This window comes from Companilactobacillus bobalius (assembly GCF_009764355.1).
This window is the reverse complement of record NZ_LNUA01000032.1, coordinates 95520-119008: the sequence shown is the minus strand read 5'-3', so window position 1 is coordinate 119008 and position 23489 is coordinate 95520. Positions and strand designations below refer to the sequence as shown.

37 protein-coding genes and 4 tRNA genes are annotated in these 23489 nt (G+C 35.2%); 9 read left to right on the top strand and 32 right to left on the bottom strand.

Translation table 11 applies throughout. The features are described 5' to 3' along the window. Window positions 1-3 precede the first annotated feature (3 nt). The 28 genes from ATN92_RS07605 to ATN92_RS07475 all read right to left on the bottom strand — a co-directional run bounded on the left by ATN92_RS07605 (window position 4) and on the right by ATN92_RS07475 (window position 15491). Complete coding sequence (locus ATN92_RS07605; protein ID WP_056950550.1) at window positions 4-624, bottom strand: DUF4355 domain-containing protein; 621 nt, start codon at window positions 622-624, stop codon at window positions 4-6. Between the two features lie 124 nt (window positions 625-748). Beyond that, entirely contained in the window at window positions 749-1720 is a 972-nt protein-coding gene (locus ATN92_RS07600) for a minor capsid protein (protein ID WP_056950547.1), read from the bottom strand. Beyond that, window positions 1692-3392 carry a phage portal protein gene (locus tag ATN92_RS07595; RefSeq protein ID WP_056950542.1) on the bottom strand — a complete coding sequence of 567 codons (1701 nt, stop codon included), beginning with the start codon at window positions 3390-3392 and terminating at the stop codon, window positions 1692-1694. Before ATN92_RS07595 ends, ATN92_RS07600 begins: the two co-directional genes overlap by 29 nt. Before the next feature lie 18 nt (window positions 3393-3410). Beyond that, entirely contained in the window at window positions 3411-4844 is a 1434-nt protein-coding gene (terL, locus tag ATN92_RS07590) for a phage terminase large subunit (RefSeq protein WP_056950540.1), read from the bottom strand. Then, a complete protein-coding gene (locus ATN92_RS07585; RefSeq protein ID WP_056950537.1) occupies window positions 4831-5415 on the bottom strand; it encodes a hypothetical protein in 585 nt (194 codons plus the stop codon). The genes terL and ATN92_RS07585 overlap by 14 nt, the downstream gene beginning before the upstream one ends. Window positions 5416-5536: 121 nt before the next feature. Further along, window positions 5537-5758 carry a hypothetical protein gene (locus ATN92_RS07580; RefSeq protein WP_056950534.1) on the bottom strand — a complete coding sequence of 74 codons (222 nt, stop codon included), beginning with the start codon at window positions 5756-5758 and terminating at the stop codon, window positions 5537-5539. After that, on the bottom strand, window positions 5742-6071 hold the full coding sequence (locus ATN92_RS07575) for a DUF2829 domain-containing protein (RefSeq protein WP_056950532.1): 330 nt from the start codon (window positions 6069-6071) through the stop codon (window positions 5742-5744). The genes ATN92_RS07580 and ATN92_RS07575 overlap by 17 nt, the downstream gene beginning before the upstream one ends. Window positions 6072-6124: 53 nt before the next feature. Then, window positions 6125-6197: transfer RNA gene (locus ATN92_RS07570), tRNA-Ile, on the bottom strand. A gap of 333 nt (window positions 6198-6530) precedes the next feature. After that, window positions 6531-6983 (bottom strand): ArpU family phage packaging/lysis transcriptional regulator, encoded by a 453-nt coding sequence (locus ATN92_RS07565; protein ID WP_056950529.1) that lies wholly within the window; start codon window positions 6981-6983, stop codon window positions 6531-6533. 312 nt (window positions 6984-7295) lie between these two features. After that, window positions 7296-7362: transfer RNA gene (locus ATN92_RS07560), tRNA-OTHER, on the bottom strand. A gap of 78 nt (window positions 7363-7440) precedes the next feature. Next, window positions 7441-7511, bottom strand: a tRNA-OTHER gene (locus tag ATN92_RS07555). 181 nt (window positions 7512-7692) lie between these two features. After that, a complete protein-coding gene (locus ATN92_RS07550) occupies window positions 7693-8139 on the bottom strand; it encodes a hypothetical protein (RefSeq protein ID WP_056950368.1) in 447 nt (148 codons plus the stop codon). Beyond that, the gene (locus ATN92_RS07545) at window positions 8132-8485 is read right to left on the bottom strand and encodes a hypothetical protein (RefSeq protein WP_056950371.1); all 354 of its coding nucleotides are present in this window, start codon (window positions 8483-8485) and stop codon (window positions 8132-8134) included. Before ATN92_RS07545 ends, ATN92_RS07550 begins: the two co-directional genes overlap by 8 nt. A gap of 9 nt (window positions 8486-8494) precedes the next feature. Next, window positions 8495-8647, bottom strand: a complete 153-nt coding sequence (locus ATN92_RS07540) for a hypothetical protein (RefSeq protein WP_156638738.1) — start codon at window positions 8645-8647, stop codon at window positions 8495-8497. 232 nt (window positions 8648-8879) lie between these two features. Next, on the bottom strand, window positions 8880-9341 hold the full coding sequence (locus ATN92_RS07535) for a hypothetical protein (RefSeq protein ID WP_056950379.1): 462 nt from the start codon (window positions 9339-9341) through the stop codon (window positions 8880-8882). A gap of 109 nt (window positions 9342-9450) precedes the next feature. Beyond that, on the bottom strand, window positions 9451-9804 hold the full coding sequence (locus ATN92_RS07530) for a hypothetical protein (protein ID WP_056950381.1): 354 nt from the start codon (window positions 9802-9804) through the stop codon (window positions 9451-9453). Between the two features lie 47 nt (window positions 9805-9851). Next, window positions 9852-10361 (bottom strand): single-stranded DNA-binding protein, encoded by a 510-nt coding sequence (gene ssb / locus ATN92_RS07525; protein WP_056950384.1) that lies wholly within the window; start codon window positions 10359-10361, stop codon window positions 9852-9854. Beyond that, window positions 10351-10953 carry a hypothetical protein gene (locus ATN92_RS07520; RefSeq protein WP_056950387.1) on the bottom strand — a complete coding sequence of 201 codons (603 nt, stop codon included), beginning with the start codon at window positions 10951-10953 and terminating at the stop codon, window positions 10351-10353. The genes ssb and ATN92_RS07520 overlap by 11 nt, the downstream gene beginning before the upstream one ends. Before the next feature lie 88 nt (window positions 10954-11041). Then, complete coding sequence (locus ATN92_RS07515) at window positions 11042-11257, bottom strand: helix-turn-helix domain-containing protein (protein ID WP_158106632.1); 216 nt, start codon at window positions 11255-11257, stop codon at window positions 11042-11044. Continuing rightward, a complete protein-coding gene (locus ATN92_RS07510; protein ID WP_056950390.1) occupies window positions 11250-11549 on the bottom strand; it encodes a hypothetical protein in 300 nt (99 codons plus the stop codon). The genes ATN92_RS07515 and ATN92_RS07510 overlap by 8 nt, the downstream gene beginning before the upstream one ends. Continuing rightward, on the bottom strand, window positions 11527-12468 hold the full coding sequence (locus tag ATN92_RS07505) for a Lin1244/Lin1753 domain-containing protein (RefSeq protein WP_056950393.1): 942 nt from the start codon (window positions 12466-12468) through the stop codon (window positions 11527-11529). Before ATN92_RS07505 ends, ATN92_RS07510 begins: the two co-directional genes overlap by 23 nt. A 15-nt stretch (window positions 12469-12483) precedes the next feature. After that, entirely contained in the window at window positions 12484-13326 is an 843-nt protein-coding gene (locus ATN92_RS07500) for a PD-(D/E)XK nuclease-like domain-containing protein (RefSeq protein ID WP_056950395.1), read from the bottom strand. Beyond that, window positions 13247-14044 (bottom strand): phage recombination protein Bet, encoded by a 798-nt coding sequence (gene bet / locus ATN92_RS07495; protein WP_056950398.1) that lies wholly within the window; start codon window positions 14042-14044, stop codon window positions 13247-13249. Before bet ends, ATN92_RS07500 begins: the two co-directional genes overlap by 80 nt. Further along, window positions 14044-14166 carry a hypothetical protein gene (locus tag ATN92_RS19030; protein ID WP_256970568.1) on the bottom strand — a complete coding sequence of 41 codons (123 nt, stop codon included), beginning with the start codon at window positions 14164-14166 and terminating at the stop codon, window positions 14044-14046. The genes bet and ATN92_RS19030 overlap by 1 nt, the downstream gene beginning before the upstream one ends. 62 nt (window positions 14167-14228) lie before the next feature. Continuing rightward, the gene (locus tag ATN92_RS07490; protein WP_056950402.1) at window positions 14229-14462 is read right to left on the bottom strand and encodes a hypothetical protein; all 234 of its coding nucleotides are present in this window, start codon (window positions 14460-14462) and stop codon (window positions 14229-14231) included. 13 nt (window positions 14463-14475) lie between these two features. Beyond that, window positions 14476-14709, bottom strand: coding sequence for a hypothetical protein (locus tag ATN92_RS07485; RefSeq protein WP_025084983.1), 234 nt, complete (start codon window positions 14707-14709; stop codon window positions 14476-14478). Beyond that, window positions 14710-15039 (bottom strand): DUF771 domain-containing protein, encoded by a 330-nt coding sequence (locus ATN92_RS07480; RefSeq protein ID WP_025084982.1) that lies wholly within the window; start codon window positions 15037-15039, stop codon window positions 14710-14712. A gap of 5 nt (window positions 15040-15044) precedes the next feature. Next, window positions 15045-15491: a hypothetical protein gene (locus ATN92_RS07475; protein WP_158106631.1), complete on the bottom strand. Its 447-nt coding sequence runs from the start codon at window positions 15489-15491 to the stop codon at window positions 15045-15047. 113 nt (window positions 15492-15604) lie between these two features. Here ATN92_RS07475 and ATN92_RS07470 point away from each other — a divergent pair, with 113 nt between their 5' ends. Together ATN92_RS07470 and ATN92_RS07465 are read left to right on the top strand one after the other, a co-directional pair. Then, window positions 15605-15925, top strand: a complete 321-nt coding sequence (locus ATN92_RS07470; protein ID WP_056950405.1) for a hypothetical protein — start codon at window positions 15605-15607, stop codon at window positions 15923-15925. Window positions 15926-16114: 189 nt separating this feature from the next. Beyond that, window positions 16115-16480 (top strand): hypothetical protein, encoded by a 366-nt coding sequence (locus tag ATN92_RS07465; protein WP_056950409.1) that lies wholly within the window; start codon window positions 16115-16117, stop codon window positions 16478-16480. A gap of 213 nt (window positions 16481-16693) precedes the next feature. On the opposite strand, the gene ATN92_RS07460 is transcribed toward ATN92_RS07465, so the two are convergent. Further along, window positions 16694-16906: a helix-turn-helix transcriptional regulator gene (locus ATN92_RS07460; RefSeq protein WP_056950412.1), complete on the bottom strand. Its 213-nt coding sequence runs from the start codon at window positions 16904-16906 to the stop codon at window positions 16694-16696. A gap of 145 nt (window positions 16907-17051) precedes the next feature. On the opposite strand from ATN92_RS07460, the gene ATN92_RS07455 reads away from it, so the two are divergent. The 6 genes from ATN92_RS07455 (at window position 17052) to ATN92_RS07430 (ending at window position 21106) form a co-directional block, all read left to right on the top strand. Beyond that, entirely contained in the window at window positions 17052-17450 is a 399-nt protein-coding gene (locus ATN92_RS07455) for a helix-turn-helix domain-containing protein (protein WP_056950415.1), read from the top strand. Continuing rightward, a complete protein-coding gene (locus ATN92_RS07450; RefSeq protein ID WP_056950418.1) occupies window positions 17434-17856 on the top strand; it encodes an ImmA/IrrE family metallo-endopeptidase in 423 nt (140 codons plus the stop codon). The genes ATN92_RS07455 and ATN92_RS07450 overlap by 17 nt, the downstream gene beginning before the upstream one ends. 25 nt (window positions 17857-17881) lie before the next feature. Beyond that, complete coding sequence (locus ATN92_RS07445; RefSeq protein ID WP_056950421.1) at window positions 17882-19036, top strand: SAP domain-containing protein; 1155 nt, start codon at window positions 17882-17884, stop codon at window positions 19034-19036. An 8-nt stretch (window positions 19037-19044) separates the two neighbouring features. Further along, window positions 19045-19602 (top strand): hypothetical protein, encoded by a 558-nt coding sequence (locus ATN92_RS07440; protein WP_056950423.1) that lies wholly within the window; start codon window positions 19045-19047, stop codon window positions 19600-19602. A gap of 69 nt (window positions 19603-19671) precedes the next feature. Continuing rightward, window positions 19672-20274, top strand: a complete 603-nt coding sequence (locus ATN92_RS07435) for a hypothetical protein (RefSeq protein WP_056950427.1) — start codon at window positions 19672-19674, stop codon at window positions 20272-20274. 22 nt (window positions 20275-20296) lie between these two features. Continuing rightward, complete coding sequence (locus ATN92_RS07430) at window positions 20297-21106, top strand: DUF6414 family protein (RefSeq protein WP_025084972.1); 810 nt, start codon at window positions 20297-20299, stop codon at window positions 21104-21106. Here the strand turns inward: ATN92_RS07430 and ATN92_RS07425 are convergent. After that, window positions 21101-21256 (bottom strand): hypothetical protein, encoded by a 156-nt coding sequence (locus ATN92_RS07425; RefSeq protein WP_156638739.1) that lies wholly within the window; start codon window positions 21254-21256, stop codon window positions 21101-21103. The genes ATN92_RS07430 and ATN92_RS07425 overlap by 6 nt on opposite strands. Window positions 21257-21488: 232 nt before the next feature. Between ATN92_RS07425 and ATN92_RS07420 the strand changes: the two genes are divergently transcribed. Beyond that, window positions 21489-22637 carry a site-specific integrase gene (locus tag ATN92_RS07420; RefSeq protein ID WP_056950430.1) on the top strand — a complete coding sequence of 383 codons (1149 nt, stop codon included), beginning with the start codon at window positions 21489-21491 and terminating at the stop codon, window positions 22635-22637. A gap of 204 nt (window positions 22638-22841) precedes the next feature. Here the strand turns inward: ATN92_RS07420 and ATN92_RS07415 are convergent. Both ATN92_RS07415 and ATN92_RS07410 read right to left on the bottom strand, forming a co-directional pair. Then, window positions 22842-22931 (bottom strand) — tRNA-Ser (locus ATN92_RS07415). A 27-nt stretch (window positions 22932-22958) separates the two neighbouring features. Beyond that, a complete protein-coding gene (locus tag ATN92_RS07410) occupies window positions 22959-23477 on the bottom strand; it encodes an adenine phosphoribosyltransferase (RefSeq protein WP_025085743.1) in 519 nt (172 codons plus the stop codon). Between the last annotated feature and the right edge of the window lie 12 nt (window positions 23478-23489).

The following is a 23489-nucleotide window of genomic DNA, read 5'->3' as shown; positions in this document are numbered from 1 at the left end:
TTTCTATTCGTTTAAATATTCTTTTTTAATTAGATCAGGATTGTCCATATAAACCTTTGTAAGCTCTTCAAGGCTCATATCTTTTAAATCCTTATCAAGTGTCACTGTCGCTTTACCCGTGGCAGTTTGAGGTGTACTTTTGCCCTTGAGACGTTTCTCAACACCTTCTTGCACAGCGTTATCAAATATTGTTTTCACATTATCAAGGTTTTGTTGAGTTTCTTCATCGTTTGACCCAACAAACAACTTTGCAAATGATTGTGGTAGTTCCTTATCAGCAGCAATCTTATAGGCTGACTCAATCAAAGTACGATGTTCGTTTTCTGCTTGTAATTCTTCAAGTTTCTTCTTCAAGTCAGCAGTTTCAGCATCGGCTCTTTCTTTATCAGTCATCTTGGCTTCAGCATCGTGCTTTGAAATAGCTTCTTTAATCATGTCAGGAATATTGGCTACTTGGCCTTGCAAATCCTTGATAATTTCATCGGCTTTCGCCTTTTCCTTTGCCTTACCTTGGCTGATAAGTTGATCGACCTTTTCTTGTTGCTTATCATCAAACTTCACTTCTACATCAGCGGGTTTTTTTGGGTCTTGTTGTTTGCTTGGATCATTAATAATTTCAGTCATTGAGTTATCCTCCCGTTTTAAGCCCGTCGGCTATTTTTCCATTTAGAGTCCGTCGACTATATCCATGGCTCTTTAATGCCTGACACACGTTTGAAGGCAATAAAAAGATGACTATTAAAGTCGTCTATAAATCATTTAATTCATCCGCAACATCATGATCACTTGTATCCCAATCATCGTCATCATTAACTTCGATAACTGTGCATTGACAATTTGGGTGCATCAAAGGGAAATTAACACCTTCTTCAGCGTCATCGACGTTGTAAATGTTGCCATCCAAATCAGAACAGTCAGCACATGTTGTTGGTGATTCAAGAGAAATATATTTATATTTTTTAACATTTGTTGATATAAAATCTTGTAATCTGGTTCTATTCATAGCTTGAGCAGTGGCAGTTCTGATCATGCCTGCTGCACGTCCCATTTGACCATTAGAGGAATTATCTCCGCCAGTCAAAATGTCCTTAATGTCTTTAGTCCAATTTAGAGAATCCTTAGGACTCTTAGCAGCCTTTTCAGCCACTTCACGAACCTTTCTTAATGTCTGCATAGTTTGCTTATTAACTGAAGAAAACATTCCAGAATCCACATGACTATCTAATACAGCATTTTTAGTAGACTTATAAAGAATTGCATCAACGTTTTTACTTTGCTCGGCAATATGCTGATGATTCTTGATCACGTTCTTCGCCTGTGCATATGTTGGTGCATTGACAACATTAGGAATATTCTCGGTGGCAACACCTAAATGAATCTTCTGTGCCATCGACTGTCTGACAATATCTTGAGTAACTTTTGCCATCAACATGTCACCATTAGACTTCAATTTATTATCGCCAAATGCCATCTTGATAAGATTCTGATCATCAGAACTAGCATTATAAAATGTATCTTTCAAATTATTAAGGAAGTCAGCAATTTCATCAGGATTAGCTTTAGCTGACCATGATTTATTAGCTCCAATAAACGCATTAACATCACTAATAACTTTTGATTGAGTATCACGATACATTGATTCGATTTCTTTAACACGTTCATCTTGTTTCCCGTAAATCTTTTGAGCAATACTAATCGCTTGGCTTTTCGTCAGTTTCATTATCAGTTACCTCATCATGGTTAGAATTGTCGGTGTCATCACCATTATCATCTTGAGGTTCATCAGGCTTTCTAGGAAATACATTATTAAACGGATTGTTATTATTATCATTTTCATCTTGTTCGTCAATACGCTGTTGTTCGGCATCATTACTTACGCCAGTAATCGGTTCAATTTGCTCACGAATAGTCTGATCTGATACCTTACCAGTATTAACCAAAGCAGTAACCGTCTGCATAATCTCTGTATTATTTTTAGGCATGTTAGGAGTATAGATAGGATTGATATTCTCAATCATTCCAGCATTCTTAATGCTTCCCAATGCTTGCCAATAATTTCCAAGCAATCGTAAACGTCTCATCAGGCCACGTGTATATAGTGACTCTTGATTAGAACGTTCCTGATCGTTGCCCCATAATTTGTAAGACATAGCAACACCCGATGCATTTGACGCAAAGTTAGCGTCGCTTGTGTCGGGTGTATTTGTGTCTTTGTGGATCTCCATGCTAAGAGCGTCGATATAAAGCTTCCAGCCGTCTGAGTTTAATTCTTTAGTTAGATATGAGGCAGTTGGTTGAACAATTTGACTGTTATCATTGATACCATTCTTAACCAATGCTGGTTTCAACCAAATCTTACTTTGACGCGTATTGATTTCAGGTGTCTTCCTGTAGATAATATTGCCGTCTTTATCGGTCAATGGTTGCCCATCAGCGCCGACCCACGGAGTTTTAGGAACATCTATATCACCTGTGATCATCAACATAGCATTGCTGAAATCTTCTTGCGAGTTTGCCATTTCAGACTTGCTCTTGTCGATTGAATCAATAGTATCAAGCTTATATTCCCAGTCACCCATACGCTCATCGTTATTGATATATTCGGTTAATGGAACTGCGTCAAAGCTATGTTCTTGATTATCAGATAATATTAATTGACCATCAAAATTTGATGTGGGCTTATAAATAAAAATATTAGTATCCGTATAAATAACCGTGTACCAATAATCTTGTTCATTGAAATTTACATTGTAATAATAAACTCCAAATAAAGAATGCTGTTCTATTGACGAATCATAAACTACAAAGGCATTTGCAGGGTCAATAGGGCGTAATGCAACTTCGTTGGTATTTTCACGGACATATACCAACTCGTAAGCACGTCCCATGATAGACAGGTTCTTACCCATTATTTTTTCGTGATACGATTCATCATTCTTGGAATTGAACTCATTGATTAAATCTTTGAGATTATCTTCGTCAGTTTCAGATGTTTCAGCTTGATCGTTATATTGAAATTTAATATCATTGCCAAATCTATAACCAGTTTTTATTTCCGTAATGAAGTGAGCAAATCCACTTGCGATACGATTATCAGCACGGTTATCTGCTTTCTCACTATCCCAGTAATGGATATCATTGTCTCCAATGTAATAGCGATACAGAGTCAGTAATCTTGGTACTTGTAGTGCTTGATGTTTCTCAATAAATTTAGTTGCTAATTCGCCTAACTTAACAGGGTCGTCCTTGATAACGTCAAACAACTCGGCTGGCATTTTATATTGCTTGTTTGAATCAAGTGAGAAACGTCGCCCGCTGAGCATATGAACTGTTCTTTGATTCGGATAAGGCAAGCTTGAATAATACGCCATTTGATTATCTTCAATTGCCATTGGATCACTCTCCTTTCTCTAAAGCCCCAAGCTATCTAAATAACTAGCCTGATCATTGATTGATGGTGCAGATGTTTCTGTTTCCATTGACATGACTGATTCAGCAACACCAGTCAAAGCATCGGATGCATCATCATGTAGATTCTTACCAGCACGTTGATACTTCTTGATTGCATCAAAAAAGACTGGGAAACGTAGCTTCCAGTCCTCGGGATAATGCACGTGTTCTTCTACCCAACTTGAGTTAGATAGGATACGTGCATCTTTATTTTGACCATTATGGAACCAATTGATAACAGTACGGTTAGTCTTATACTCATTCTTTAACTTGGTATCAACTTGTCTGGCAAATCCTTTACCACCATTGTTAGATTCAATTCTAGCAAGATTAACTTTGTTCCGATAATAACTTTCAGTTACTAAGGATTCAGTAACTTCCATAGGCTCTTGTGTCATAACTACATCCAAGATATAGGGTTCCTGCTTGTACATCCCATAAACGATTGATACAAGATAATCACTACCCTCATCAGCCGTATCACAATAAGCATAAATGCCACTAAATTCAGGTTGTTTCGTGTAAGTATTGAACTTCTGATATAAAGCACCTTTTAAGTCAATTGGTTCTTGCTGATAGTTAGCTGCTGCAATCTCAGGAGACATAACAGCAATCTTCTGTTTATACTCATCTAGTGACAAAACATCATCACATAACATTGAGCCATCGTCCTGCTTAGCCTTCATATTGATATGCTTGACCTTATAGCCAGCCTTAGGCATCTCAGTCAACACACGTCCAGCAAGATCACCACTAGCCCATCTAGTCATGATGATCAATACTTTGCCACCCTTTTCAAGACGTGACAGCATTGTATCGACATACCAACGATAGATATCGCTCAATCGATTAGCGTTATTAGCTTCTTGTGCTGACTTGATAACATCATCAATGATAATCAGATCAGCACCGAATCCGGTAGCAGTACCACTTGGAGATGTAGCAAGATAATTATTAACTGGATTGCCTTCAAGACTCCACATATTCATTGCAGCATCCCCATATTTAATATGAGTGTTTGGAAATATATCGTTATAAACTAGAATATCTTCATCGGCTTTGACTTCTTGAATAGTATTACGTACAGACTTAGAAAATACAGTTGATAGCGTTTCATTATATGAGCCTGTCATGATCCGTTCTGTACTATCTCGTCCTAGAATCCATTCAACGAAATTAGTAGCCGTTAATGACTTGCCGTGTCTTGGAGGTTCATTGACTACTAATATTTGAGTATCATTGGTTAGAAAATCCTCCAAGTCATTACACAAATCGATCAGGTATTTTCGATTAGATTTGTAGAACCCTGGCATCCTCAACTGACAAAAATCAAAGAAATGGCGCCGTGCTAACTCAATCTTTGCACCACGTCTGATTAGCTCACTTCTGTTCATGAGCAATCTTTTTCAACTCGGCATCAGTAAGATTTGCATACGGATTATGAACATTTAAGCCACCAGATAACTCAGTTTCATGTTTATCACGCCATTCATCAGGTTTACGATTCTTTAACCAAAAAATAGCAGCAGTCGTATCAGGTGGAATCTCTTTTTCAACTAAACCAAGTTTGATACGTCTGGTAGTTTTCACACCTTTGATAGCAGCATCTTTAATTTCTTGTTTAGATGCTTCAGGATGCTTCAGCTTCCACTTGTTTTCGTAGTCACGTCTTCTAACATCAATTAACTCATCGTCAAGTGGGACTACTTTATATTGAGTCTCAGTGGCAGTAAAACCCTTGGCACGCTTGAATAAGGCGTTCTCAATTTCACGATCAACAACGGTTTTTCCCTTTTTTAGGGACTCCACAATCTCCAACTTCTTGTTTTTCCAATTGTAAAGAGTAGAAGTAGAGATACCAATATTGTGGGCAATTTGTTCATCAGTTAAGCCGTCCCTTGCCCAACCTTCCAATTGAATTAATCCTTCTGGAGTTGTCCACTTGTCAATTTCTGACTTAGCCAATGTAATCACCTACTTTCTAATTATTTTCTTTTTATTAATATGCTTTTTCTTTTTTCGTTCTTCTTTATCAATATGGCCGATTATTTTAGCCTCAACAGGAGTCATATATCCGCATGATGTCTTAATCATCTTCATGGCTAAACACCTTTCTATTGCCGTCCTCATCAATCTCGCCAAGTATATTTCTATGTACTAGCACGCTGATCAATTGGTCATTAGCATCATCATTAAGCCCTAAAACTACTTTGAGATAGTTATTTCCACAAACATCACTACCGCGAATTAGATTAATGGCTTGCTGAACGGTATCTTCATTAATAAGCAATTTAATTACATTGCTCATTTTCGATCACCTCCCAATCGTCAGATAACATGTCTGTTTGACTGGCTAACCAGCCTAGTTGAATTTGATTAGATGTTGTTTTAATTGCTAATAAATCAGTGATCTTTGCCGTATCTGCATTGATACAAGTTAATTGAGTGATTATGCTATTTTCAAATCCATCAACATGCTCATAGTCATCAAATCTAGCAGCGTATGCTCCATAAACATCTTCGCCTTTTACTAGAAACACAAATTGATCTTTGCCATTCCAATTTTTACGTGCCACTCTCTTACCTTGTTTTAATTGTCCTAATGCTTCACTAAATGTCATATTTTTTCCTCCAAAATAAAAAGGCCAGCCATAATTGACTGGTCTAAAATTAATAGTTTGATTAGGATTTGAACCTATATCTTGCCCTTATAAGGAGCCTGCTCTAACCAATTGAGCTATCAAACTAGTAAAAACGTGGATATCCGGAATCGAACCGGATTGCTAAGTCTTAAAAGTAAGTTAGTATTCGAAATAAATTAAAGGAATGTCTACAATTGCTGTGTGATAAACGAAGATCAGGGGAGAAATTTTGCTTAACAGTAGCCATACATCCACGTAGCATGATCAGCTTTATCATCACTGATCATTGAGAGTTAAACCAAATGTGTGGGCCATTTAAATAGGTGGCCCTTCCTATATTTGCTCCTTTTGAAGCGGTAGAGTAACCGCATATCTGATTCTTTCTACGATACCAATATTACTCAGAAGTACTCCGAATGTCCTACGGAGTTTATCCACTCAAACTCCACTATTTTCGGTCTTCATAACATTTACTTCCATGTCGTAGTAGTCACTAAATGCATCAGCAAAATATAGCATAGCCATTCGTTTGCATTCAAAATATCTCGATGATTCGTATTTCGATTGTTCCAAAGCCGAAGTATTACCTTCACCATACAAAAAACAGTATTTCATAATCGTCTTAAAGTAATGGTTATCTGGTCCATCAGGCATACGATCAACTACTTTATAAGTGGCTTTGACCAAATCTATTGCCCACAGTTGCCCCATAATCTTGTCCTCTTGCGTGTTTCTGGTCGTTCCTGACGTTCCAACAGTATCAAAACTGGGTGACTGTATCGACGCGATATTCATATGTGAACGGGCCTTCAATCTGGGAAACTCATGCTCAAAATAGTATTTAACGTTCTTAATTGTTTGATCTTCATCTAGTTCTGGAAATAATCCCATTAATACAGCCCCCACGTTGTGATATAATTGATTTGCTAAGTTCAATCAGCTGCTCACTTCTTGTGTGGGTGGCTTTTTTATTTTGTCCTAATAATGCAAATGATCATTGATATAAAGATTATCTGTACAGCCGTGAACTAAAGAGAACTCTAGCCGTTCCTTACTAGAAATATGTAGTCTCACAAGATTGCCAACTTTCATATTTCCAAATCCACGATCAATCCAATCCTTCATCTTAATATAGTGTGAGTGGGAGTGGGAATCGAACCCACAAGCGCATTAACTAGTATACGTTTCACCATGTCACACCTTATAGTCAGGCATGGAATCGAACCACACACCACCGTTTTTACAGCGTTACCCTTTGCACCACTGACTACCGTTGTTGTTTTACAAATTAAAAAAAAGAATTAAAAGCTCTTTCTTTTAAATTTTATGATTGCTTTCCGACAATCAAAGCTTCGAGTAGGGTTTGAACCTACAGTCTTTTGGTTACAACCAAACGCTCTACCGTTGAGCTACCGAAACATAAGACTGGGATTAACCAGCCAAATTATACCCGAAAGGAGGATTTTAATATGGAAGCTGCCATTTCCCTTTATTCAAAACATTAGTCTCAGCCCAAATTGCTTGATCAGGAATAAATTCTTTTACTAATTTCATTTTTCCACCTCATAGCCGTCGAATGCTGCTAAATATAGTTTCATGACTAAACCTCCAAAGCAAATGCCATGTAGCGTGGATCAATAGCTTTGATTTCATCTTCAGTAAACTCATATTTATATCTTTCTTCTGGATAATCGCTCCAATCAAATGTTCCGTTTTCTTCTTCAATTAAAAATGGATATTTAGATTTAGCAAGGAATACATAATACTTTTTGAGCCCTGGAAATTTGGCGGTGCCGGCAAAGTAATCGATCACATCTTGGACTAAATGGTTAATAGCTGAATCATCATATTTGTTATCCATCAATTTCTTATACTTCTCTCCTAAGGGAGATTCACATCGCATATTGCCCGTCCCACATGTACGAACATAATCATCATTAATTAAAAAACATAAATTAATTACATTATAATGACCTGATTTTTTACATTTTTCTAATTGTTCACGTTCCTCTTTAGTCCAAGCCTTTAAAGTTCTTTTCTCATTCATTACTTTCTACCTCGAATCCATTAACTATTGCATCAACACAAATCTGGTATCTCCAAGGGTCCCGATTGATCCATTCCCTTAATGTGGCCTCATTGTCATCTGATAATGCACCACTAAAAGCGACTTTTGCCAATAAATACAATTGTGCACAAATGTCTCCATAATTTTTGTCAGTCCACAATTTGAAGAACTGTGGCATTTTGGGTTTCTTATCCATCACATCAAGTTCTTCGGCCAATTGTATTGATAGCTGTATTGCTTCGTGCCACTCTTTTGGAGTTTTAGCACTTCTGACAGCAATTGAACCTAAGAAATCAATTTGAGATCTCATCGTTGTTTTGTTCATAATCTACCTCTAACTAAAGTCACTAAGACTTAATCGTCCTAATCTAATCATTTCCAGCTTGGCCACGTATTCTTGATTAGCCTTATCAACAAGTTCAACGTCCTCATCACTAATGTGTAGAGCATCAGCAATCTCAATAGTCGGATACTTGTTACAACGCATTTCGTACACGGCGCAATTTAAATCTGTAATCATCTGCTGATCTCCAATGAAATATCTCTAAGAATTTTATTTTTAACTTGGTTTGGTAACTCACGTTTCGCGTTATGAAAATCGGTGGATATATAATGACGTCCCAAATAATTTCCAACACTTTCAAGGCTGCCATTGAATCGTCTATATACTATTTGACACTCGTGTCTGTATATTTCTTCGTAATTCATAGTTAAGTCTCCTATTCATGTGCTTTGGCAATTTCCCAAAGGAATTCACTAGATACACGCTGTCTGTGTGTTCCTGTACCTTCACGCTGTGTATAAAGTTTTGACCAATTTTTATCTGGAACTAAGACCTGATCAACTTGCCAAGGTATTATCATTTTTTCATACAGCTCTTGGCCAAACTCCTTTGTGGTTACTAAATAATTTTTATCTCCATAAAATGTTAATCCATTGCCAGATTTAAAATCTGCCATACACGACTTGACCTCGTAGCATTCAAATCTGCCTAATTCAACACTATTGAAATCAGTAACCATGTCAGGCGTGTACGGCTTAAAACCAACAAAATCAATTCTTCGTTCATTTTGCATCCCTTTATCAAAACTAACTTCTGAACTCCAATACATATGGTTAGAGTTCAATCGCTTTTCAACTAGCTTGCTTAGTTTCTCTGTTATTTCTGGCCTAATACTCAATTAATTCTCCTCCTCAAATCCGAATAATAGTCGTTGCCGGTAGCCATCAAGTGTCCAAAATCACTAACGTTAAAAATATGGCCATCGTTAATCTAAAGCTATTTCCGAACTAATCAGTATCAATGATTGCAACATCCTCCGGATAAACTTTTCTGATACAACGGTTACTAATTGCAACTAAATACACTGTCTTATATTCATAATCAGATTGAATAATTTTTTCTGGATTATATGAATCAAGCCCATACTCTAGAACCATCCATACTTTTAAATTTCTGACCCCAATTAAAATACCTTGTTCTTCGGCTTCTATACGTTTGTACTTTTCTATGAATAACTCTTCATCAAGACCGTGTACATACTCATCCAACGACTGCCTATCGCTATTAGGATATTCAATGGGCTTCTTATTCAAATGTGCATGTATATTTACTTTTGACCCGAAAACAAACTTATTTTTCATTAGTTATCCCCTTATTCCGACCGTTGCAAAATATGCAAATATCGAGTTTAGAATGGCAAATCGTCATCTGAAATGTCTATTGGCTTGCTGTTGTCAGCAAACGGATCACTATTCGTTTGATTTGCGTTCGAATACGTTTGATTTGCGTTTTGTTTCTGTTGGCCATCTGCACCTTTACCGCTAAAACCGTTGCCATTACTTGGTTTATTCTGCTGGCTATCTGTTGGTTTTCTGTCACTTCTAGATTCAAGTAATGAGAAATTATCAACAACAGTTTCAGTCACATAGACACGCTGTCCTTGCTGGTTCTCATAGTTACGTGTTTGAAGTCGTCCATCAATTCCAACAAGTGAACCTTTGTGGGTGAAATTAGCAAAGTTTTCAGCTGCCTTTCTCCAAATAACACAATCAATAAAATCGGCTTCACGCTCACCTTGAGAATTAGTGAATTGTCTATTTACGGCCAGTGTAAAACTTGCTACTGCTGCACCATTAGCTGTGTATCTTAATTCAGGATCACGTGTTAAACGACCAACCAATACAACTCTATTTATCACTGTATTTCACGTCCTTTAGCTTATCTAGTAGCAATGCTTTCATATGAATTCCGGAATGATCAACATGATGTTTATCAAGATATTCCTTAATTTCATTGATAGTGCTAAATTCATCGGGAACATTTTCTTCCTTGGTTGAATAGACAATACTGTCAGTAGAATCATTGTTGCTATTGCTAAAATTGTGGTCCTTTTCTATGTACACATCTTCAGCCCTGTATGTCATACCTCTGGCATCCTTAGCGCCCCATTCAACATTGGCTGGTCTAAGGAATAATTTAACGTGACAACTGGGACAGTACGTGTATCTCAATCCCATTCGTACTTCGTGAACTCCAACGAATCCACATTTACGACAGCGTATAGATGCTTTTACATTCGAATCAAATTTGTTAACTGGTCCTTCTGATTTTTTCGTGTCCATCACATCAGCATGATCAGTTTGAGGTTCTTCATCGTCTTCCTCAGTAACCGATAAATCATCGTTGCTATGAGTTACCAAGTTGTAGACCTTAAAGAAGTCTTGAAACTCTAAATCGTTTGTTGAATCAAGTTTCAAGTTCATATCTTCCGTACTAATTTCTAATTTCATAATGTTTAGCTCCCTGTTATTTAGTTGTTGCCATTTTTAAAAAATCTTGAAAAAATAAAGAATAAAATTACTATTCCGATAGCTGCTCTCATGATAATTGCCTCTTACTTTCATATCCGAATAATTGATTTGGCGTGACGTCCAAAGCTTTACAGATTTTCTCAATATCAGTAATCTTGATTGACTTGTACGTTCTCTGTGACATATGAGCTATGGTCCAATAATTGATTCCTGACATTTCAGATAAATCCCTTAGCGTTAAATTTCTTGGTATTAACAAACCTCTCAAATCAAATCTAATCACTTTCAGCCACCAACTTTCTAAGCTCAGCATCGTAACATTTCCGCAAGCTGTAGGCATTAAGAAGCGAGCCCTCAAGTTTCAGCATTAGAAATGGACTTGAAAATAAATCAGAATAATTTTTTCTAAGTTGATCCATGTGTTCAAATTGGTGCTGTAAATTATCAATTGCTCTTTCCAAGTACACACTCTCTTTGGATATTTCGTCTATAACTGTCTGTCTTTCATCTGAAATGGGTGTCTGTGAACGCCTATATATCACACTTTTTGGCTTAACTTGTAACATTTTCTTCATCCCTCAACTTCTTTAATCTATCTTGTAAATTGCTCGAGTCATCCGAAGGTTCTTTAGCTTTCAATTTGTCCCAATCAGTTGCCTGTTCTTTAGGCTTATGGCTGAAATTCTTGTAGCTTCCTTTCGGCTTGCGTGACTTATTTTGATATGACTTGATATTGTCCAAATCAAATAAACTATGATTAACCCAGTCATCAAGTATCTTGGCTGTATAATTCCAATACCGCTTGTTATAACTAACAGCAATGCTAATGGCATACTGGATAATTTCAGAAGCCTGTTGATCAGTTGCCCCACCTTTAGTAAAGTCGTTGACTGAATCAAATAGCTGCTGCTTTGCTGTCGGTGACATAATTCCGAATTCCTGTTGGTACATTTGGAAAAGTGGAACGAATGTATTGTCGTCATCATGATTATTATTTGATTTAGTTTTATTTACTTTACTTTTATTTACTTTACTTTGTGAGTTAATGTCGTCATTAACCCCCTTTGAACTAGGGTTAATGTTTACATTTACTTCATTTGAACCATTATTATTGTCTTCATTTATTAAATAAGGCATTTTCCCACGATTTTTTCTTCTTTTTGTGGCTTCTAAATATGTCTGTTGAATATTGACGCTTGTTAGAACCTTAGCCGAGCTGTACAGGTCTTCATTAAAGAAACCCCACGCAACCAAGCGGTCTACAACTTGATTTGCTAAATCTTTGCTTACACTAGCATCGTTAGCAATCTTCGATTGTAATAAATCACTCCACACAGCAAAGTATCCTTTTCGGTATACCGTACATAGCAGCTTGACCACTACAATCTCGCCTTTAATTCCAAACATTCCAGAAATTCCACCTATAATTTCATTGTCAAAAAAATCAACCGGGAAGGGAAAATAGTCTAGTCCTTGTTTTGAAGGAGCTGCCATATATAACACCTCCTCCTATTCTATTAAGTCATCCATATCCACGATGTCATTTAGTATTGCTGTGGACTTGCAATAATCACAATGTTCACATCTTGTGGGCTTAACAATGCCATTTCTAACATCTTCAATATGTTCTTGTACTCCATCAATCTGATATTCCGCTTCTTGTAGCCTTTCATCCGAAATAGATATAATTGCTTTAGCTGGCACTTTTTCCTTCGTGACAGCCACAATATAAGGTACACACATAACTCCATATTGCTGATAAATTAGTTGCTGATAAACGTACATTTGAAGTTGATAGTTGTATGCCGCTACAAAGGATTCCCAAGAATGCTCATCGTTGTTCCAATACTTTTTATTGATATCTCTCGTTGTTTTCAGATCAATGAAGTAACCGCGTTCAAGATTTAAGCAATCAATTTTGCCTTTCCAATCAATGTCATTAATCTTTCCTCTAACAATTACTTCTTTGCGTCCCTTGTATAACTTTTTGAACATTTTGTCTGATGATAATGTGTCTATCATTGTTTCAGCCTGTTGATAGGGGGCTCTTAGCGTCCCTGAACGTGTTACAATATCGCTTTTGTGTTGATCAATGAAAGCTTGGTGAGCCTTGCTACTCTCAAAATATGAATGTAAGTAATTTCCTACGATCAATGGAGTAGAATCAGAATCGGGCTTATAGTTCAATTGAAGTTCCGCGAATGCTTCAGCTTCACATGACAGAAACTTTTTAAAAAAAGTAGGTGACTGATAGTATCTGTCGGTTGAAATATTATAGTAAGTTTTCTTGTTTAAAGTCTTGGCCTTGTGTCTCAGTTTCACTGTTTTGAATCTTTTCGTTTCCATCATCATCAATCGCCTCTACACTGTTGTCTGTATTTGTTTTTGTGGTTTTAGGTTTCAATCCTAATAGTTCATTAACGTTCTTTTTAGGCTCTAGGTTTGATTCAGTGCCATTAACTTGTTTAGGGCTACTAATATCTTCGTTACGCTTATCATCTTCTGTATACATAGCCCCTAAGTCTTGAGGAAATGCCTCACGTAAAGCGTTGACCATTGCAGTTTTACGAATCATTGTTGATGGCATTGAAGCCCATGTAGAAGATGGTTGACCATTTTTTGTTTTCTCAAATTCATGTAATGATATTTCAATTCTTGTAGGTGTTAGTCTATCCTTGCGATATACTTCAGCCCAGCCACCTACCAATTGATCTGTGGGTAGTACAAATGCGCCTTTCGTATAGTTCACCTCATTATTTCTTAGGACAATACAGCCAGCTTTTATGCCGTCATAATTAACATTTGATTCAGCACGTTTCATGAAAGCTTCCTTAGAAACGATAATTTGTGCTGGTGCTGATCCGAATTTAATAATGTATGCTTCATTTAAAAAAGGATTTAAATGTTGATATCTGCATAGAGACATAAACATCATGGTTTCTTGTGGTGTAATCTTTGAATTTCCTTTAGTTATAAAGTTTTGAACCATATTAGCAGTTAGTTTTATTTCTTCGCCATTGACTTCATAGCTAATTACTTTTTCTTCTTTTGGAGCTGTCATTTCTTGCATTAGTATTCCTCCGCCATATCTTCTTTAATTGACCATTCTTCTTGCTTACTTTCATATAGTGACTTTTCAGCATTAACAGAGTCTTCGTCGGCTAATTGAGTGTCATAATTTGAATCATGCATGTTTAAAGCCCCTTTTCGTGCTATAATTTTCATATAAAATATTTATTTAAACCTTGGACTCTCTATTTAGTAGATAGAGAGTCTTTTTTTATGACCTCAGGCGTTCTGTCTGTGTACGTCTCAACCTTGTTTGGAACGTCTGGGCCAAAGAACCAATCATCTAATTTCTTCCAAAACTTTTGTACGCTTTGAATCGTATTTTCATCGAAGTCGAATAGGTTCATAAAGCCATGTTCCTTAGATGCTGCATAACCGAAAACATAGCCGGTTCCTAAAGTAACGATCAATAATCCCATTATTTACACCTCCTTAAAATGTGAAATGGTATGTATATCTTCCCAGCTCGGCGCGCTTAAGCTCTGCTTTTAATCCTGCTTCCGACCACTCCCACAAAATTTCTTCAGGAATTTCCGTTTCAAATGATTCTTCCATCGTTGAAAATCCTTGCTTAATTAGTAGTAATGTCTTTTCTGGAACTTGCTCAACCTTAAAAGATGTTCTAGCTAGTTTTCTTTGTTTCTTGTATTCTTCTGGATCAAACATTTAAATTTCCTCCGATTTTGCAAATTCCTTTTTATGTTCCAATACAAACTTTCTGAATTCGGGTGCTGAAAACTTCCAAGGGCTACCAGAACCAGTAGAATATCTAACGCACCCACCCTTATCCATATCTAGGACATCACGGTATCTTTCTAGTTTTTTTACTAAAGTTGGGGCTGAACAACTAGCAATTTTACATGCCCAAGGAAGCAATTCGATACCCTCGTCAGCAGGCTTGCTGATCAAATCCTTCAGTTTATCTTTTCGTACCCAAGCCAGTACGTATCCATCTTTTTCCGGAATACCAAATGGTAAAGTCTCTGGTTCTTGCATTTATTTCACCCTCTTTCGCCTAATGCAACTTGTTTAAGTGATATGTGGTACCTATGTGACATTGCTGTCGCACATGCTTGCATAATCGAGCTTGTTCTGAGCATTTTGAATATTCCAAACTTTATTACATTCTCATCAGGATTGCTTTTGCTTATTTCCTTGAGTGCATTTTCGATTGCACGATCACTATTCAAATCTTCAATCTTCGTGCCTATCAGCAATGATGATGTTTCTTGGTTATAATTATTAGAAATATTTAGTAGAACCGGTGGCAAGTTGAATAGATAACAGTTAACTGCTAACGAGAACCTTGTATCATCGATTTCATTTGATAAATTAACCAAATATTCATCTTTGATTGGGGTACCCTTAAACCATTTACCAACAGTCGTTTTTGACGTTCCTGCTATTGCGGCCAAATCGGTATCACTAAAGTTTTGACGATTTTGCATTTCTAAAACTTCTCGTACTATATTTATATCTCCCACTACTTATCACCTCCTTTAAGGACCTTTCGTATTCAGACATAACGTCTATAATTTGAATAAGAAAGGTGGTGAAATTTATGGCTTATATACAACCAATAAATAATCTTAAAAAATTAAATCTGAAGTATAGATATGATTTTTCTCATAGTAATATGATCATAAACGGTGGTCCTAATGCTAGTACTGCCACGGAAATAGTTATTCAAAAAGCAGAAGACTTTCATGCTGGTTGGGATAAGAGCATACTCATATATCAAAATGGCTTTATTATTTATACCGAAATGGAGCACGAAGATTCAGGCGCTTTAAAATCAACCTACGTTTATACCAATCTAAAATTGCAGAACATATCAGACAACGAGAGTATGTATGAACCGCTATTCCCTGAACAGAATTAATTTGAATTTCTCCATATCGTCCCAGCGATAATTGAGTTAATTCGTATTGATCTGTTTTATAAGTAACAATCTTGCCACCTTTAATTAGGTGGCTTTTTTTTATTGTCTTCATCCCTATCACCTCCTTTAAACACCTTTCGTATTGAGACATAACGTCTATAATTTGAATAAGAAAGGTGGTGATTACTCTTGATAAATCCATTGAGCAAAGAACTTATTCTCCCTGAAGAAAGAAGAATCCTAAAAACTCTTAATAAGAAATTTAAAAATCCAAACGTTAAATATATGACTTATGAGGAATTAAATGTCGAACGTCAAGATTATTATTTAAATTATCTACGCCATAGAAAACTAGTAAAAACTGTTGACTATCCTGATAGTGATCTTCTTGATCATCGTTCCATTGGCATTGCCCCAACAATTGAAGGAAAGCATTATTTTGAATGGACCTCTGAAAAGTTCAAAAAAATATTAATTAACAGTGTGGCTTTACCAATTGCTGTAACAATAATTACCAACATTCTTATAAAAATTTTTTCCTTTTTATTCAAATAATAAGTTGAATATCAACGTAGTAATAACTGACACGACTATGGGAACCACTACTTCCCAGAAAGTGTCTTTTTTCATCAATCTCACTCCCTTCTCGTTTATTTGTCTCCGTACCCTGTCTACAACTGAAACAGCTTATTAGTAAACTTGAGTTAACGATTAGACATGGATGTGTTAATCGGTTTTTTTGTACTCTTAATGTGTAAATATTATTCACTACATTTTGTAGCTAAAAGCTGTAAAAAAAATATCTTCTTTTGGAACGTTGAAAATATCTTCAATTTGTTGCATGAATTTTGGAGACGGCGTACGTCTCCCTGTTTCCCATGCACTTATGGTTCTTTGTGATACATTAAGCATTAAAGCAAGATCAATTTGTTTCATATCTTTATTTTCTCGGATCTCTTTTAGCTTATTCGTATTATTCATTGAATCACCTCCTAACTACGTTTTGTAGTTATTACAGTTATTATAATAAACTACGTTTTGTAGTATGTCAACATGAAAACACTACTTTTTGTAGGTTCTTTTTATACTACATATTGTAGTATCATTAATACTAAGAGGTGACAATATGTTCGGTCAAAAACTAAGAGAACTTCGTGTTCAAAATGGATATACCCAAGAGACACTTTCAGATAAAATTGGGGTGTCCTCTAAAACAATTGGTGCTTGGGAACGTGGCACAAGAGAGCCATCTCTATCCACAGTTGACAAACTAGCTGATATATTTAATGTCTCTACTGATTATTTATTAGGTCGTAATCAGACCCCCGAATGGGCAACAAAAAAAGATACTCTTGAGCTTAGAAACTTCATTGATGAAAATTCCCAGGGTGGAATGACTTTTGATGGTGAGGACTTAACTAAAGAGGAAAAAGAAAAAGTTGAAATTGCCATGACTCAAATTTTTTGGGAAAAACTTAAAAAGATTAAGGCAAAGGAATCAAAGAAAAATGGGGAAAACAAGTGATTTAAATAAGCTTGTCTTCACCATCGGCCAAAGGTATGGCACCTTTGATCCTTTCACTTGGGCGGACAAGCTAAATTTAGATATTCAATGGAAAGAACTATTACCAAAACCATTGGCAAAAACGGTCTATTTCTTTGATGTACCAGTAATAATGATGTCAAATAATATCAAATATTCAAATCAACGTTATTTTGTTTTGGCTCACGAAATTGGACATGTTCTTGAGCATAATGGCCTAGCAGCCTACTACGTATCAAATAAGGTTCATGAACGTAAAACTGAGCGTGAAGCAGATACCTTTGCTATGGCTGTGGTTACTAACCTTTATATAGAAGAGAATGGTCATTTACCTGATACTTATTCAGATTTGAGACGGAATTATGGACTACCAAATTTAGAAAATTAGCTTTACAAATATGGGAGATGAAATTATGACACTAATCAGTAAAGCAGATATCTACGCTCTTTACCAACTCAACGGTAAGAAAGATGATTATGAATTGAACGAATTTACTTGGCAATCAATTTTCAATATGTCTCCAAATGGAATCATAGACAAATTAATTGGGAATGGATTTGTAGAATTGGTAAGTGATCCTCAAATTGCACTTCCTCAATTACTCGTCCCTGACTTGAAATCAATTTTGAAAAATAAAGATTTGAAAGTTTCTGGTAGAAAAAAAGAGTTAGTGACTCGCATTTTAGATAATTTAGACGCTACAGAAATAGATGAATATATTCATTTTAAGACGTTCAGACTTACAGACACAGGTTTCAATCTACTCAAACAACATTCAGCAGTCCCAATTATCGCAAAATATTACGATAACGATATAATCACTTTTAAAAATGCCGAAATAGCAGGTATAAAAGAAACTGAAGACGATCCAAAAGAAATATTACATAATCTTACCGATTATTTTTATCATATTTATCTAACTAAAAATAAATGGCACAAACTATATCGTGTTTTACTTTCCAAAGAACAAACTGGACGACACCTTGATAATTCTGATGAAAAATTAAATATATATCTTCAAATAATATACTTATGCATTTCTGGTCAGACTTCTAACTTTGACGATAGTCATCTACAGGAAAGATTTCAATACGTTGATTCATTAGATGATCTTAAAAGCTATTATTGTGAAATTCCTGAGTTCTATATTGATTCTATTCAAAAAATCCAATCAGGAACTGGTATCACTGATCAAGAAATAATTCAAAGATTAAAAAAGATAGAACCTATTTTTAACAATATGGAAAATATATTTTCAAATAATGAAATTGAGAAATTATTACTTTTTAGCTTACAAGGAAATTCTACTGAAAAAATCAACTCAATTTATGTAAGGACATTTAATAGTCTAAAGAAAAAGACTATTTCGACAAGGAACGTTCATACAATCACTAATGATGACTTTACTAAGAAGGTCTTAATCACAGAAAAGAATAAAATTGATGATCTTTTTAACGAGAAGATAAATAGTGATGCTTCGTCTGTCGGTAGGAAAAAGAAAACCAATCCTCCTAAACATAAAAAATCTGTTTGGTCCCAACTAATTGACTCTTTAAAAAAGCTATAGGAGAAATTATGAAAATTAAACAATTATTATTAGCAACTGCAATCGGAATTGTATTAATCAGTACTGGTTCATCTACTGTTTCAGCAAGTAATACTTCTAACTTTAAATCCAATAGTAATGATAATACATATCTTGCGATGAATAAGAAAATTCTTGGATCAAAGCATATTACTAAATTAGTAACTACTGATAACGGCTACAAAATCATTGGATTAAAGGGATATAATTTCAAAACTGCCAAAGAATATAACACATTTATGAAAAATGAGTACAAAATTATTAAAGCTACTAAGAATTATTCTGTTCCAGGTATCGGATTTGCTCAGATGACTGAAGATAAACAGTTTATGGCCACATATAAAATCGATAAAGCTCATTCCTTAAAAATCAGTAATAAAAAATTTAAGAAATACCCTAATTCTCTGTTAAAATCAGCAACAAGCTATTATGTTGACCCACTTTTTCAACAGCATTCTAAAGGATTTAATCTTGATCAAGTTAAAAAAGATGGTCCTAATAATGATAATGGTGAAAATAACAATACACAGATTCTTATGAACATGTAAGTGAATTTGATGCCAAAAAGAAACAAATTTTGGGTATATAAAGTTAATCAAGGTATAGGGGGATATAAATTGAAAAAAATAATAACATCTGCTCTGCTAATTGCTACTACTCTTTCACTAGTAGCATGTTCAAATAACAAGTCAGCCAGTTCTTCTGCTGAAAAAAAGGATAAGACTACCCTAGTTTCTAAGAAGAAAACTGACAAAAAGAAAAAGACTTCTTCAACTAAGAAGAAGTCCCCTAAGAAAAAGTCCTCTAAAAAAACTGATCAAAAGAATGCCGATGAAACTAATCAACAAGCAAATAATCAGACTAATACGCAACAAAATAACACCAATCAACAAGCTCAAAATCAGACCTCTAATCAATCTCAACAAGCTTCAGGTACAAGTACCAATAACCAACAGCAAACATCTCAAAACGATCAAAATACACAGCAACAATCTAGTGGTATTTCTTATGATGAAAATACTTTGACAGGATTCGTTAATAAATATGGTGAGTCCCCTGCTGCTTATAAAGTTGACCACGGCATGTCTACTTTACAAGCATTGCAAAGTACACCAGAGAATATGAAAACATTTGGCGAACAACAGTTACAGACAGGTATGGAGCAAGGGTATATTGATGAGAATGGCAATAGCACTGGTTCCAATGGATACGGACAATAAATTTCATAAGGGGGATTATATTATGAGCGATAATAGTGAACATAAAGAGATTATCTATTTAGACAATGTAGAAATGTCATCCACATTAGCACAATTAGATCATGGCTTAATGGAATCAATTCAAAGAGGAAATTCATCATCAAATACTGATGAAAGTTCAAAAAGTAAAAATGGTGATTTGGGTGCTAGTGCAGTACTAAAAGCTGAATTATCTGCAAGTCGGTCATCTTCAGAATCAAGAACTGAATCAGAACAAAAATTCGTTAACGTCGTTTTTAACGATTATCAACTTGATATGTTAATTGATGATTTAATTGAAAAGAAGATGATTGCCAGCGTAGAAAAAGCTGGTGCTGGTGAATTTGTTAAAATAAATTCTGACTTTGATTTCTTTGACTTCAATATTCTTGCTGGATTAAATCCACAGCTTTATGTAATATTCATGAAATTAACGCATCAATCCTCTGAGTCCATAAAAGATACAAAGATTGCTTTTAAAAACATTCAAACACTTGGTGAAATTTTTTCAAGCATAATGCCTAATACATACCTGATAAAAACAGATGGCTCTTTATCTATGCTAGAAAGAAATAATTTCAGAATGAATCAAGGCCAAATACAAATGTTATCTGGATCAAATAGAAAAATCACAATTATAGGTATAGTTGAAAATACTGCACTAACTAATGATCGTGGTATGGATAAATTTGCTAGTGGTGACTTAAGCAAAATCGGTGGTATAATGCCGAGTTTTGCTGATACTATGCTACAAAGTATAGGTATATTAAATAACGGCGATAAGCTAATTAAGCCCATCGCCGCATACTTATAACTTAGAAAACCACTTATCATTCTCCTTCTTCAATTTTTGATGGTTTTTATTCATTTCTTTTAATTCAGAATTTACTTTTTTATTAAACTTTTCTTCTTCACGAGATAAATTGTGATAATTATTAATTACTTCGTGTATCAACTTTTTCACTTTATTCATCTCCTAACGATATTTAATCTAAGTAAATAATACTTACCTTATTTCATTAAATCAAGATATTTGAAAAATATTAAGCCTTTCTTGGCTTTTTATTTTTAGCGTCAAAAGAACGTATGTGCCCCTAAATTTACAGTAATCCCTTAAATGTCAACTTAGAACGCAAAAAAAGCTTAAATATGGCTAAATCATTAAATAAATTTACATAAGAAAGGCGCTTGTAAACATGGCAACAATTCATAAACGCAATGGAAAATGGGAATATCGTGTTTCCTATAAAGATCCTACTACTGGCAAATATAGAAATAAAACAAAGGGCGGTTTCGTCAGGAAAACAGAATGTGAGGAAGCCGCTAGGAAAATTGAATTGCAAAAATCAAATCATGCTAACTTAGCAAAGCAAGATATGCTCTTCTCTGACTACTTTAAAGAATGGGTAGAATTATATCGCATTAAGGGCAAATCACATTCTACGGTTAATAGATACTATTTTGCGATAGATGTAATCAAAAAATACTTTCCAAACATGAGACTAGTTGATGTTACTAAAGCAGACTATCAGCATTTTTTAAATGAGTTTGGCAAAACTCGCACAAAAGTAACCATTAGCAAATATAATAGCTTCTTTAGATCTATGTGTGAAGATGCAATAGCTGAACAATTAATCTATACAGACTTCACTAGAAATACAACCATTGTTGCCGGTAAGGAATCAAAAAGCCCCGATGAAAAATTTCTTGAACCTGATGATTACATAAAACTGATTGAAGTTGCTAAAATGCGTACTTCTATTAATGATATATCATCAGCTGAAGTATATTTAGTAACACAAACAGGAATGAGATACGAGGAATGCGCGGGGCTTACTTGGAATGATATCAATTTTAATAAAAAAGTAATTCGTGTCAATAAAGCCATCGAAAATGATACCCGCAATCAAAAGGCCACTAAAACACCTGCTGGTGTTAGGTATGTTGATGTTAGTAGTGACTGCATTAATGTACTTAAAAAGCTCAAAATTGGTCAGGAAGAATACTTTAATAGAATTAATTACACTGATCCTTACAATTATGTTTTTAGAAGCAGACGTAAAGAAACTCCTACTTCTCAATCAGTCAATCAGCAGTTAAAAAAATTGCTAAATGAAATCGGTGCAAGCAAAATAATTAATTTCCATGGAATTAGACATACTCACATATCCTATCTACTTGATCAAGGCTTTAATCTTAAATATGTATCAAGACGTGTCGGTCATAAAACAACTGCTACTACATTAAAATATTACACTCATATGTTCGATTCAACATCGCTTGAGCAAAGTAGTGATCTTAGAAAATTATTTAACGGCATTGAAGAAACTAATAATAATGATTAGTATTAATGCAATATTTTGCGCACACCTTTTTTGCTGATTTTTTCCTGCGCAAAATGGGACAATTAATCTTCTGCTGCGCAAAATTCTGCGCAAATAACATTTAAATTCTCTTACATTTTTTATAAAGCAAAAAAAGAGGAACACCGTTAATTCGGTGTTCCTCTAACTATTTTTGAGAACTTTTGTTCTCTTTTATTCTAAAAAAGGAGAGTACAGGATTTGAACCTGCGCGCCTGCTATAAAACAGGTTCGTCGGATTTCGAGTCCGATGCATTACCACTCTGCCAACTCTCCATAATAAAGGCCTTTAGGCCCCTTTTACTAGTATTGCATAAGAGTAAACATATCATACCCTTTTATTTTATCACGTCCGTGCAAATCAGTTAACTCAATTAAGAAGGCTGTTCCAACTACGATACCACCTAATTTTTCGATTAACTTAATTGTAGCAGCTAATGTGCCACCAGTTGCCATTAAATCGTCAACAACTAAAACTTTTTGACCGGGTTTAATAGCATCCTTTTGCATGTACAATGAGCCTTGACCGTATTCTAGGTCATATGTGACCGAAACAGTCTCACGAGGCAATTTACCCTTCTTACGAGCAGGAGCAAAGCCAATACCCATGTTATATGCTACCGGACATCCCACGATAAAGCCACGTGCTTCTGGTCCTGCAATCATTTCTGCACCACGACTTTTAGCATACTCAACAATCTTATCGGTTGCTGCAGCATATGCCTTGCCATCAGCCATTAATGGTGAAATATCTCGAAATAGTACACCAGGTTCTGGAAAATCTTGAACATTAGCAACATATTTCTTAAAATCAATATCCATTTTTAAAATTCC

Bases quoted from the DNA above. Each gene is read 5' to 3' on its own strand.
- ATN92_RS07565 (WP_056950529.1), bottom strand. From the start codon at position 6,983: ATGGGATTATTTCCAGAACTAGATGAAGATCAAACAATTAAGAACGTT.
- ATN92_RS07485 (WP_025084983.1), bottom strand. From the start codon at position 14,709: ATGTTTGATCCAGAAGAATACAAGAAACAAAGAAAACTAGCTAGAACA.
- ATN92_RS07540 (WP_156638738.1), bottom strand. From the start codon at position 8,647: ATGCGTTGTAACAAGTATCCGACTATTGAGATTGCTGATGCTCTACAC.
- terL (WP_056950540.1), bottom strand. From the start codon at position 4,844: ATGAACAGAAGTGAGCTAATCAGACGTGGTGCAAAGATTGAGTTAGCA.
- ATN92_RS19030 (WP_256970568.1), bottom strand. From the start codon at position 14,166: ATGCATGATTCAAATTATGACACTCAATTAGCCGACGAAGACTCTGTT.
- ATN92_RS07410 (WP_025085743.1), bottom strand. From the start codon at position 23,477: ATGGATATTGATTTTAAGAAATATGTTGCTAATGTTCAAGATTTTCCA.
- ATN92_RS07490 (WP_056950402.1), bottom strand. From the start codon at position 14,462: ATGGGATTATTGATCGTTACTTTAGGAACCGGCTATGTTTTCGGTTAT.
- ATN92_RS07475 (WP_158106631.1), bottom strand. From the start codon at position 15,491: ATGCAAAATCGTCAAAACTTTAGTGATACCGATTTGGCCGCAATAGCA.
- ATN92_RS07420 (WP_056950430.1), top strand. From the start codon at position 21,489: ATGGCAACAATTCATAAACGCAATGGAAAATGGGAATATCGTGTTTCC.
- ATN92_RS07440 (WP_056950423.1), top strand. From the start codon at position 19,045: ATGAAAATTAAACAATTATTATTAGCAACTGCAATCGGAATTGTATTA.
- ATN92_RS07460 (WP_056950412.1), bottom strand. From the start codon at position 16,906: ATGAATAATACGAATAAGCTAAAAGAGATCCGAGAAAATAAAGATATG.
- ATN92_RS07445 (WP_056950421.1), top strand. From the start codon at position 17,882: ATGACACTAATCAGTAAAGCAGATATCTACGCTCTTTACCAACTCAAC.
- ATN92_RS07595 (WP_056950542.1), bottom strand. From the start codon at position 3,392: ATGGCAATTGAAGATAATCAAATGGCGTATTATTCAAGCTTGCCTTAT.
- ATN92_RS07430 (WP_025084972.1), top strand. From the start codon at position 20,297: ATGAGCGATAATAGTGAACATAAAGAGATTATCTATTTAGACAATGTA.
- ATN92_RS07455 (WP_056950415.1), top strand. From the start codon at position 17,052: ATGTTCGGTCAAAAACTAAGAGAACTTCGTGTTCAAAATGGATATACC.
- ATN92_RS07580 (WP_056950534.1), bottom strand. From the start codon at position 5,758: ATGAGCAATGTAATTAAATTGCTTATTAATGAAGATACCGTTCAGCAA.
- ATN92_RS07530 (WP_056950381.1), bottom strand. From the start codon at position 9,804: ATGAAAAATAAGTTTGTTTTCGGGTCAAAAGTAAATATACATGCACAT.
- ATN92_RS07470 (WP_056950405.1), top strand. From the start codon at position 15,605: ATGGCTTATATACAACCAATAAATAATCTTAAAAAATTAAATCTGAAG.
- ATN92_RS07600 (WP_056950547.1), bottom strand. From the start codon at position 1,720: ATGAAACTGACGAAAAGCCAAGCGATTAGTATTGCTCAAAAGATTTAC.
- ATN92_RS07500 (WP_056950395.1), bottom strand. From the start codon at position 13,326: ATGATGATGGAAACGAAAAGATTCAAAACAGTGAAACTGAGACACAAG.
- ATN92_RS07505 (WP_056950393.1), bottom strand. From the start codon at position 12,468: ATGGCAGCTCCTTCAAAACAAGGACTAGACTATTTTCCCTTCCCGGTT.
- ATN92_RS07450 (WP_056950418.1), top strand. From the start codon at position 17,434: ATGGGGAAAACAAGTGATTTAAATAAGCTTGTCTTCACCATCGGCCAA.
- ATN92_RS07550 (WP_056950368.1), bottom strand. From the start codon at position 8,139: ATGAATGAGAAAAGAACTTTAAAGGCTTGGACTAAAGAGGAACGTGAA.
- ATN92_RS07575 (WP_056950532.1), bottom strand. From the start codon at position 6,071: ATGACATTTAGTGAAGCATTAGGACAATTAAAACAAGGTAAGAGAGTG.
- ATN92_RS07510 (WP_056950390.1), bottom strand. From the start codon at position 11,549: ATGAAGAAAATGTTACAAGTTAAGCCAAAAAGTGTGATATATAGGCGT.
- bet (WP_056950398.1), bottom strand. From the start codon at position 14,044: ATGCAAGAAATGACAGCTCCAAAAGAAGAAAAAGTAATTAGCTATGAA.
- ATN92_RS07605 (WP_056950550.1), bottom strand. From the start codon at position 624: ATGACTGAAATTATTAATGATCCAAGCAAACAACAAGACCCAAAAAAA.
- ATN92_RS07480 (WP_025084982.1), bottom strand. From the start codon at position 15,039: ATGCAAGAACCAGAGACTTTACCATTTGGTATTCCGGAAAAAGATGGA.
- ATN92_RS07520 (WP_056950387.1), bottom strand. From the start codon at position 10,953: ATGAAATTAGAAATTAGTACGGAAGATATGAACTTGAAACTTGATTCA.
- ATN92_RS07545 (WP_056950371.1), bottom strand. From the start codon at position 8,485: ATGAACAAAACAACGATGAGATCTCAAATTGATTTCTTAGGTTCAATT.